Origin of the sequence: [Phormidium] sp. LEGE 05292, from assembly GCF_015207735.1 — a bacterium.
Lineage (GTDB): Bacteria > Cyanobacteriota > Cyanobacteriia > Cyanobacteriales > Aerosakkonemataceae > Floridanema.
The window spans coordinates 1-9,724 of sequence record NZ_JADEWG010000201.1; the positions used below are offsets into that span (position 1 = coordinate 1).

Below are 9,724 nucleotides of genomic sequence, written 5' to 3' on the forward strand. Positions count from 1 at the left end.
TGTATAAGAGACAGCCCCTGCTCCCCTGCTCCTACTTCGCTGGTACATTAGGCGCAGGCAAAATCCCTCCTTCCCTGACTTTTTTCAGCTTCACGAAAATGTCGAAGCGACTACTGCGTTCGTCGCTGACTGCTGCGGTAACGCCAATTGCTTGCATGGAAGAAAGTTGATTTCTCAGGTTATTTTGAGTAGTGATATCCGGTGAAAGTCTTAATAAAAAACTCAGCAAGTTAGCTGTAGTATCTACTCCCATTCGTTCAATATCAATGAAAAAGTGTCCGTTATTAGGTGTAAGTTCTGACGGAACTGTACTACGGAATAATTCGTTTTGAGTTAAATTGTTTTTGGGTCGAGGTACAATTTCTTCTGTAATTGGCGCACCTAAAGTTATAAAAGCCACATTGCCATCTAACCAACCTTGAGACATTTTTACTCCTAATATTGGAGATACTAAATTGACTACTGGTTGATTACCTAATCGACTTTTTTCGGCTTTAAATTTGTATTTATCACTCATTATGCTATTAAGTTGTGCCAGATTTTTTTCGGCTGTTTGGCGATCGCTAGTTTTCACCATAAATACCACACCTGGCCCAATACTGGGAAATTGCTCATTTGCTTGATTCGCTTGCTTTGCCGGAATTAATGATACAGAAAATTCTCCTCCCATCCAAGAAACCAAATCTTGATCTAAATCTAGTCCTGTGAAATTTTTTACCGCACTTCTTAACTCTGTTGGTTTAAAAGGTGTCATCGGATTTGATTCAACACCTTGGACATATTCTTGCCAAAATTGTTTTAAATTTCCGCCAGAAACCATCATTAAAGTGTTAGCTGGCAACAATTGCGGCATCTCTCCTGCATTATTGGTTATTTGGTATCTCCGTTGACTATTTGGTTTTAACCAAGAAATATTTTTAAACCTAATTCCTTGGGATTCTAAAATAATATTTGATGCTAAACCTTGCTGTTGTTGAATTTGCTCTAATCCTTGGGGAGAAAGTTGCTGTTGAGCAGTTTTTGCTGCTACTGCGGCGGCAGGAATATTTACATATAACCTAGCAAAAGCTCGGTTGTCAGCGATTTTTTGCAAAGCTTCGTTGTATCCGGGAGTGTTTGCTAAAGATGCCCCACCTTTGTAGGTATCAATTACTCGATCGATCCCTCTACTATCTGTACTAATTACTAAAATTTTCCCATCAATAACGGCTGTTGAGTAACTTTCATCCTCATTTACTTTGGTTTCTTTAATCTTCACACCTTGGTATTCGCGTTCAGTCGATTGATTTTTATTAAACGGACTTTGGGGTTGTTCTAATATTTGTTTTGCCTGAAGCGGGTTATCTATTGGTAACACCATCACTACTGATTGTTTTTCCGGTTCTGGCGCTTCAGATTCAGCATTCTCTGATTCTGTGGCGGGAGTAATTTGTTTAGTCAGTTTCCCTTGGGAGGTTTTTTTCGGGGGTGACAAAAAAGCTAAAGTTACTTGTTTACCCAGCCAAGGTTGGATATGTTGTTGATAATTGTAACCATTGGCGGTGAGAAAGCGATCGCGCAATTTCGCTAAACTTTGCTCAAAACCAGCTTGACTTTGTGATGTACCAAACTCTCGCAACTGTTGCCATTGCCGCTCATCTGTAGAAACAGATAATGCCATTAAAGCATCTTGGGGAATTAAAGCAGCACCTACAGGTAAGTTCTCCCCAGAGTATTTTTCCTGGATTAATACCCAGTAAGCAGCAGCACCACCATTAATTATTGCGGCGATCGCAGCTACAGTTAGGATTAGAGAAGATTTATTTTTTTTCCTCATTATCTGGAAATTCCCACAGCCGAGAAAGCCTGGGATTTTTACTTAAATGAATCGACTTATCTTGATAATGTTACCATTCCCAAGCCAAAGTCATCCCAAAACTGCTGCAATATATTCTGACGCAGTAACACAGCGATTGGACACAGGCGCAAGCAAATTCCTTCGTGAAGGTATTTTAAATTGCTGGGATATTGTCAATTTGGTTGACGAAATTGAATCTTTAGGCAGACAAAAAAGACAATCGCACAAGCATATCAATATATATTAGCTTTAGTTTTTAGAGAAAATTCTTTAAATTATGAAGGCTTACCTTAGAATATTCGTATAATTTAGAACAAATTTTAGATTTTGAATTTTTCTCTCAATAGTTAGTAGTAAACGTTTGGTTCATTCCGATAAAAAGTGCTAATCTATACTTATTTATAAGTATTGGTCATCAAGCAAAATCCCTTCGATTTATCCCTAGCGTGCAACTACCAACCACGAGCTGAAATGTTAGATTTTGAGGTAAAAGTGATGAATGGTAGGCTACAACATATTGATATAGCGAAAGGTTTGGGAATCTTACTGGTTGTATTTGGTCATAACCAGATTGTATTAAAGGAACAGGGAGAATTATTTAACATAATATATTCCTTTCATCTGCCATTGTTCTTCTTTCTAGCAGGATTGTTCTTTAAGGCTGATGACAAAATAACAAGATTAATGCAAGGAAAATTTGACTCAATTATCAAACCATATTTTGTGACATTGATTGTGGTGGGGGCAATTTATATACCCTTGAACCATTATTCACCAATAAGATATATCGCTGGGGTAGTTTATGGAACAGAGAGTACAATTCCTGCTGAATGGGCTCCCTTGTGGTTTCTCCCACATCTTTGGGCTATTTTCACTGTTTCATGGTTGCTTATAAAGGTAACTAATCTGTGCGTAATCAACAAGCTATGGCAAATTGTTGTGATGTTATTGATTCTAATAATAGGGATATTAACTATTCATTTATTTTGGGAAATCCCGATTAATAATACACCCATTTTAAACCTAGTTTTTAACGATAATTTATTGACTGGGCTTCCTCTTAGTCTAGATATTGTGTTGATTAGCTTATTTTTCTTCTTGTTAGGATTACTTCTCAAAAAACAAGCTTTTAATTTCAATGTTAACTACCAATATTTTGCATTGATTTTGTTCGGATTTTGTTTTTGTCATTATTACTTTAACTATACAATGGATCTGAGTGAGAGACGATACGACAATATAATAATATCTACCTTTGAGGCAATCTGTGGAATATATATTATCTTATGTTTTTCTAACTTAATTTCTAAATTTAAAGGCATAAGAGATATACTTTCATACATTGGTACTGGAAGTATGTTTATTTTAATATTTCATCAATTCTTTCAATTGAAAGCATTGGGTTTATTATCGAAGATATTTCATAGTTATAATTATTTCATTAACCTTGGTGCCTTCATTGTTGCTTGTGCAATTCCTTTGTTGCTTTGGGAGTTAGTCAAAAAAAATGACTACTTAGCCCTGCTTTGGTTGCCATTAAAAAGTAACAAATTATCAAAAAAATGATAGCACAGAAGCAAAAGAAGCCGACGATCTATTTCCTTTTAGTGACTTCAGTCTTAAATCCGACTAAAGTCGCTACAACAAACTAGATGAAACTGAACAAACGATCGCAAAGGGTGCTCTCCATAAGAGAATGCACCCGTTCGGATCTTAAACAGTGAGGGTCACTCTTTGACAAATGCCAGCAGGTCGGTATTAAGTTGTTCTTTGCTCGTATCACCCAGGCTATGTGACCCACCAGGGTAAATCTTCAAAATCGAATTCTTAATCAGCTTGGCAGACAGGAGGGCAGAAGCACCAATCGGCACGATTTGATCGTCATCGCCATGAACGATCAGCGTTGGCACGTCGAACTTCTTCAAATCCTCGGTAAAATCTGTTTCTGAAAACGCCTTGATGCAGTCATAAGCGTTCTTGAAGCCAGCCATCATACCCTGCATCCACCAGGAATAGATCAGCCCTTGAGAGACTTTAGCACCAGGTCGATTGAAGCCAAAGAAGGGACCACTGGCTACATCAAGGAAGAACTGCGATCGATCGGCCAAAAATGCCGCACGAAAACCGTCAAAAACCTCAATGGGCAGCCCACCCGGATTCGCCTCCGTCTTGAGCATCAGCGGTGGCACCGCGCCCATCAGTACTGCCTTGGAAACGCGATCGGTGCCGTGACGACCGATGAAGCGTGCCACTTCGCCACCACCAGTAGAGTGTCCGATCATCACTGCATCCTTAATATCCAGCGCCTCGAAGAGTTCCGCTAGATCGTCGGCGTAGGTGTCCATATCATTACCGTTCCAAGGTTGACTCGATCGACCATGACCGCGACGATCGTGTGCAATGCAGCGGTAGCCGTGCGAGGCGAGAAAAAACATTTGTGATTCCCAAGCATCCGCGCTCAACGGCCAGCCGTGACTAAAGACGATCGGTTGTCCTGTACCCCAGTCCTTGTAGTAGATCTGTGTACCGTCCTTGGTAGTAATTGTACTCATGTGGCTCCTATATTCAATGGGGCGAAAAATTTTCTAGCCTGTATTTGATTCAGACAATAACGTGATTGTATTTGCACTTTTGATGAAACCTTTCTATTCCCCAAGACAGATTTTTGCATGGAGTCACACTGAATTAATCGATCGCCCAACTATCTTCAGCCTTCGACATTATGCTGCCATAAACCGTATCTCTCTGCTGATAATTCCGCCCCAAAGAACTAATTGCAGCTTGTAAAGTTGACACTTCCATGCAAGTACCACCTTGAGCCCCCGCCATTGTCGTAATATGTTCTTCCATTAAAGTCCCACCAATATCATTACAACCCCAAGTTAAAGCAGTTGTTGCACCTGCTAAACCAAGTTTTACCCAACTTGGTTGATGATTAATAATCCAATTTCCCAGGAAAATTCTCGCTACCGCAGTTAGTAAAAGTGCATCTGATAAAACTGGTTGATCTCTCCCAACTCGGCGGCGTAGCGGCTTCGGTGCTTCTTGTCCCACAAAAGGCAAAAGAATAAATTCAGTAAAGCCAATAAATCCTTTTTCTTTAGCAGTTTGTTGCAGTTTTCGTAATAAACTAAAATGCTTAATTTGCTGTTCAGGTGTTTCTATATGTCCCGAAAGCATGGTACTAGTTGTAGGTAATCCTAATTTATGTGCAACACCAATAATTTCTAACCAAGTCGCACTATCAATTTTTTCAGGACAAATTACCCGCCGAATTTCATTATCTAAAACTTCCGCAGCAGTTCCTGGCATTGAATCAACTCCGCCATCTTGTAAAGCGGCGATTACTTCAGCGTATGTTAGTCCATCTTCTCTAGCGATAAATTGCACTTCTTGAGGAGAAAAGGCGTGTAAATGTAATTCAGGAAATGCGTTTTTAATGCCTTTAATTATGTTGAGATAGTAATCTAAAGAAGTGCCATTAAGTTTAGCTTTGGGGTTAAGTCCTCCCTGCATACAAATTTCGGTAGCACCTCTTTGCACTGCATCAGTAGTTTTTTCTAAAATCTGGTTTAAATCTAACCAATAAGCGCCTGTTTCTCCTTCGTCACGGCGAAAGGCGCAAAAACTACAATGTTGTTCGCAAATGTTGGTAAAGTTAATGTTGCGGTTAATAACATAAGTTACTGTATCCCCGACTTGTCGATGTCGCAGTTCGTCAGCAGTAGAACGAATAGCATCAATAATATCTGCATCTTTTTGTTGCAAAAGCAAAATTCCTTCTGCTTCTGATATATCGTAACCTGCGAGGGCATGGTCAAGAATTGCATCAACTGTTTTAGTAATCACAGGATATCTCAGGATATTAGAACTTCCTTTTTCATTTTGACCAAACCCGAAGCAGGATACAAGCCCCAAATTTAAGGTTTTATCAAATAAAATTTAAACTACGATAATTTATTTTGTTTTTGTTCTAGATAAACTCTCACAGCATTATTTGGGAAATTTGCTAGTTACCTTTTTGATAAAAATTTAATGCTAATAGCGATAAAGCAATTAGTTTACTGAATAACTGATGCAAATCCCGAAAAAATCAGGAAAATTACTTAAGTAAAGCTGTGGAATCTATCTTTGTCTAGATTTTTGATCGTCCTCATGACTGGCAATATGGAAAAAATTAAACTATTCCTGTCTTCTATCCTCTGAGTTATCAGTTGAGGAAAAGAATTGGCATTGTGAAGCTAGATTAGTTTCCGGGATTAGTTTATCGTTAAAGTTTGAATTCGTGTTTTTGGATAGTGAAAATCTGGCTCTAATGAATATTAGCCAATCTAATTTACTAATAACAGCACCATCAGGGGCGTTGGTAATTCCAGCTTTACCACCTGCACCTGTTTATGTGGGGAGTGATTCGCTGTTGTTTTCCTTGGTTGTTCCGACTTACAACGAAAGGAAAAACATTAAGCGGCTAATTAGACAATTGTGCCATCTCTTGGATGAATTGATGTCGGGACTTTATGAGCTAATTGTGGTGGATGATAATAGTCCTGATGGTACTTGGGAATTGGCAGCAGAGTTAATTTCGGAGTATCCCCAATTGCGAGTGATGCGACGAGTGGAGGAACGGGGACTTTCGACGGCGGTGATTCGTGGCTGGCAAGTGGCTAGGGGACAGGTGTTAGGGGTGATCGATGGCGATCTTCAGCATCCCCCAGAGTTATTGTTGCAGCTTTGGAAGCAAATTGAAGGGGGGGCAGATTTGGCGATCGCCAGTCGTCATGTAGAAGGCGGCGGCGTGAGTGAATGGAGTTTGATTCGGCGGTTTTTATCTCGTGGCGCACAACTTTTAGGATTAGTTATTTGTCCAGAAGTGGTAAGTCGTGTTTCCGATCCGATGACGGGTTATTTTTTGGTACGTCGCGCCTGTGTTGTCGATCGAGAAATGAATCCTTTGGGTTATAAAATCCTCATTGAAGTGTTAGGTAGGGGAAAAATCCGTTGGATAGCTGAAGTGGGTTATGTTTTCCAAGAACGTCAACATGGTGAAAGTAAAGTTACTGGAAAACAATACTTAGAATACATTCAACATTTACTCAAATTGCGCTTTTCTCTTTGGCCCGTAGGTCGGTTTTTGCGCTTCGCTATGGTCGGTCTAAGTGGCGTATTTGTTGATATGTTGATGCTTTACTTGTTGAGCGATCCAACTACTTTGGCTTGGGGGTTAACTCGCAGCAAAATCATCGCTTCAGAGTTGGCAATTGTGAATAATTTCTTGTGGAATGATGCTTGGACTTTTGGTGATATCTCCCGGAAACAGCGAGGCAAGCGTCACCGTTTCCAAAGGTTTTTAAAGTTTAATTTGGTTTGTTTGGCAGGACTAATTTTAAATGTGTTGCTGCTGAATTTGTTGTATAATGTTTTCGGGTTCGATCGATTGCCTTACGGTCGATATGCAGCGAATTTAATTGCTATTGGAATTGTCACTTTCTGGAATTTCTGGATTAACTTAAAATTAAGTTGGCGAGTGACAGCAGTAGACCAGTAATAAGGTTCGTTGTAAGGACTTCAGTCCTTCCTAAGTAGGGGGGCAAGGACTAAAGTCCTCACAACAAACTGATTAGGACTAAAGTCCTCACAACAAACTGATTAGGACTAAAGTCCTCACAACAAACTGATTAGGACTGAAGTCCTCACAACAAACTGATTAGGACTGAAGTCCTCACAACAAACTGATTAGGACTGAAGTCCTCACAACAAACTGATTAGGACTGAAGTCCTCACAACAGACTGATTTATTTGCCTAAAATACTGGGGTTTCCTGTATCATAAAACCCGGCGACACAAGCAATCATTAAAGTTGCTAAAGTCCCAACAAATAAAGCTTTCCAAGCGAGTGAGGAAATGTCTTTGCGGCGCGAAGGTGCTAAAGCAATTGTACCACCGACGAAGATGCCAACTGAGGCGATATGAGCAAATCCAGTTAAAGCATAGCTGACAATTAGGACTGTGCGATCGCTAATTTTCCCCGCCTCCGCTGCTTCCGCTAAAGCGAAGTAACAAGGAATTTCTGTTTCTAACAGTCTCCGTCCAATAATTACCGAAGCTATCCAAGTTTCATTAAAAGGAATTCCAGTTAGTAATGTGAAAGGAAAAAACAAAACTCCCAGAATTGTTTGTAAAGTTTCCTCACCCAATAATTGATTAATTAAAGAAACTAATCCTAAAATTAAAATTAATATTGCCGCAATCGAAACAGCCATTTTTACCCCATCGAGTGCGCCTAAAATTGCTGCATCCATTGGACTAACTCTTTCAATTAATTCTCCGCCTACTGTCTCAGTTGGTACTTTTTCTAAATCATTTGATTGCTTTTCTTCTACCGGAACTCCTCCGGCTGTCAGAGGAATTTCTGTTTCTGGTACTAAGATTTTGGATAGGACAAAACAGGCAGGTATTGCCATAATTGATGCTGATACCAAGTGTCCTAAAATATTGGGAAATACTGGTTTAAGGAAATTCACATAAATTGCTAATGTGGAAGAAGCCACCGTCCCAAAACAACAAGCTAAAATTGCACAAATTTCGCTGCGTGTCATTTTTGGAATATAAGGTTTAACAGCAATTGCCGCTTCAATTCCTACAAATATATTTGCTGCACCACTAAGAGATTCTGCACCACTTAATCTCATAGTTTTGTAGAAAATTTTGGCGAAAAATTTTGTGATAATTTGAATTATTCCCAAGTTATAAAGTAATGCTATTAAACCTGAAAAAAATATCACTGCTGGGAGGGCGCGAAAAGCAAAAATATAGCCTAAATTCACATCTGGCGGTTTTCCCAGTAGGGGGACAATGTTTTTGCCAAAGACAAAGTTTGCCCCCACATCTGCTGCTAAAAATACGCTGTCTAACAAACTACTAAATATTTCTAAGGCTGTTCTAGTCAGGGGAAATTGAAATACCAGAAATCCCAAAATTAATTGTAAGAGTATGCCGCCAATGATGACTCGCCAAGGAATAATTTTGCGCTGTTCCGAGAAGAGCCAAACTATGATACAAAATCCCCCAATTCCCAAAAAGGAAATTAAATTAAGGTAAATCGGATGAGACATATTGCAGAAGTTATTCTTGTTTGATTGTTTCTGGGACACCTATTGGGGAAAGATTTGCGATCGCTCTTAAATTTTGGCGGCGCATTAATTCGATAAAATCTAGGTTAGAACGCCCTTCAATTTGCGCTACAGCATCAATGGCGCGGATTAAACTTTGGGCGGCTTCTGTTTCCGAATATCCCCGACGAATTGCCACTTTAATAGCAGCTTCATCGGCAGAAAGTTGCGCTTGAGAATTGCGATTATTCCGCCAAATTTGGCTACTTGCTAATGCAGTTAATCCACCAGCAACTACTACACCAACTACATCTCGCTGCACCAGTTCAAATACTCCCCCCAAAAGTGCAGCCACTACTACACCTTGATAAACATCAGGTTTAAACCATTTGATTCCTATTAGCCAAGAAACTGTTCTTAACAACAACAAATCTCGTTGTTGTAGAGATAAACGACTCCACAAATCAAAGTTAATCCAAATTTCTCTTGTCCCATTCCAAGGCAAAGGATAAGGGCTTTCGATGACTGTTTTTTGCTCTGGTTTACTGATGATTTTACACATCATCCGACCGGAGGCAGGCATAATATCTAGAAGGCGACTAATTTCCGTTTTTGGCTCCATAAGTAAATGCAAGAAAGGCAGAAGGCTTTTTGAAGGCAGAAGGCAGAAGGCAGAAGGCAGAAGGCAGGGGAGCAGGGGAGCAGAGGAGCAGAGGAGCAGGGGAGCAGAGGGGAAATGTAAAATTTAATTCCCCTTGTCCCCCCATCTCCCCATCTC

7 protein-coding genes are annotated in these 9,724 nt (G+C 39.8%); 2 read left to right on the forward strand and 5 right to left on the reverse strand.

The window, feature by feature from the left end; genetic code table 11:
* Positions 1-31: 31 nt before the first annotated feature.
* A complete protein-coding gene (locus IQ264_RS29370) occupies positions 32-1,816 on the reverse strand; it encodes a DUF3352 domain-containing protein (protein ID WP_193985695.1) in 1,785 nt (594 codons plus the stop codon).
* Positions 1,817-2,308: 492 nt separating this feature from the next.
* On the opposite strand from IQ264_RS29370, the gene IQ264_RS29375 reads away from it, so the two are divergent.
* The gene (locus IQ264_RS29375) at positions 2,309-3,403 is read left to right on the forward strand and encodes an acyltransferase family protein (protein ID WP_193985697.1); all 1,095 of its coding nucleotides are present in this window, start codon (positions 2,309-2,311) and stop codon (positions 3,401-3,403) included.
* A 161-nt stretch (positions 3,404-3,564) separates the two neighbouring features.
* On the opposite strand, the gene IQ264_RS29380 is transcribed toward IQ264_RS29375, so the two are convergent.
* Both IQ264_RS29380 and cofH read right to left on the reverse strand, forming a co-directional pair.
* A complete protein-coding gene (locus tag IQ264_RS29380) occupies positions 3,565-4,389 on the reverse strand; it encodes an alpha/beta fold hydrolase (RefSeq protein WP_193985699.1) in 825 nt (274 codons plus the stop codon).
* Between the two features lie 133 nt (positions 4,390-4,522).
* Positions 4,523-5,686: a 7,8-didemethyl-8-hydroxy-5-deazariboflavin synthase subunit CofH gene (gene cofH / locus IQ264_RS29385; protein WP_193985701.1), complete on the reverse strand. Its 1,164-nt coding sequence runs from the start codon at positions 5,684-5,686 to the stop codon at positions 4,523-4,525.
* 466 nt (positions 5,687-6,152) lie between these two features.
* On the opposite strand from cofH, the gene IQ264_RS29390 reads away from it, so the two are divergent.
* Positions 6,153-7,382 (forward strand): glycosyltransferase, encoded by a 1,230-nt coding sequence (locus tag IQ264_RS29390; protein WP_193985703.1) that lies wholly within the window; start codon positions 6,153-6,155, stop codon positions 7,380-7,382.
* A 247-nt stretch (positions 7,383-7,629) separates the two neighbouring features.
* Here the strand turns inward: IQ264_RS29390 and IQ264_RS29395 are convergent, their stop codons facing one another.
* Together IQ264_RS29395 and IQ264_RS29400 are read right to left on the reverse strand one after the other, a co-directional pair.
* Positions 7,630-8,949 carry a NupC/NupG family nucleoside CNT transporter gene (locus IQ264_RS29395; protein ID WP_193985705.1) on the reverse strand — a complete coding sequence of 440 codons (1,320 nt, stop codon included), beginning with the start codon at positions 8,947-8,949 and terminating at the stop codon, positions 7,630-7,632.
* A 10-nt stretch (positions 8,950-8,959) separates the two neighbouring features.
* Entirely contained in the window at positions 8,960-9,568 is a 609-nt protein-coding gene (locus tag IQ264_RS29400) for a DUF3318 domain-containing protein (protein WP_193985707.1), read from the reverse strand.
* Positions 9,569-9,724 lie beyond the last annotated feature (156 nt).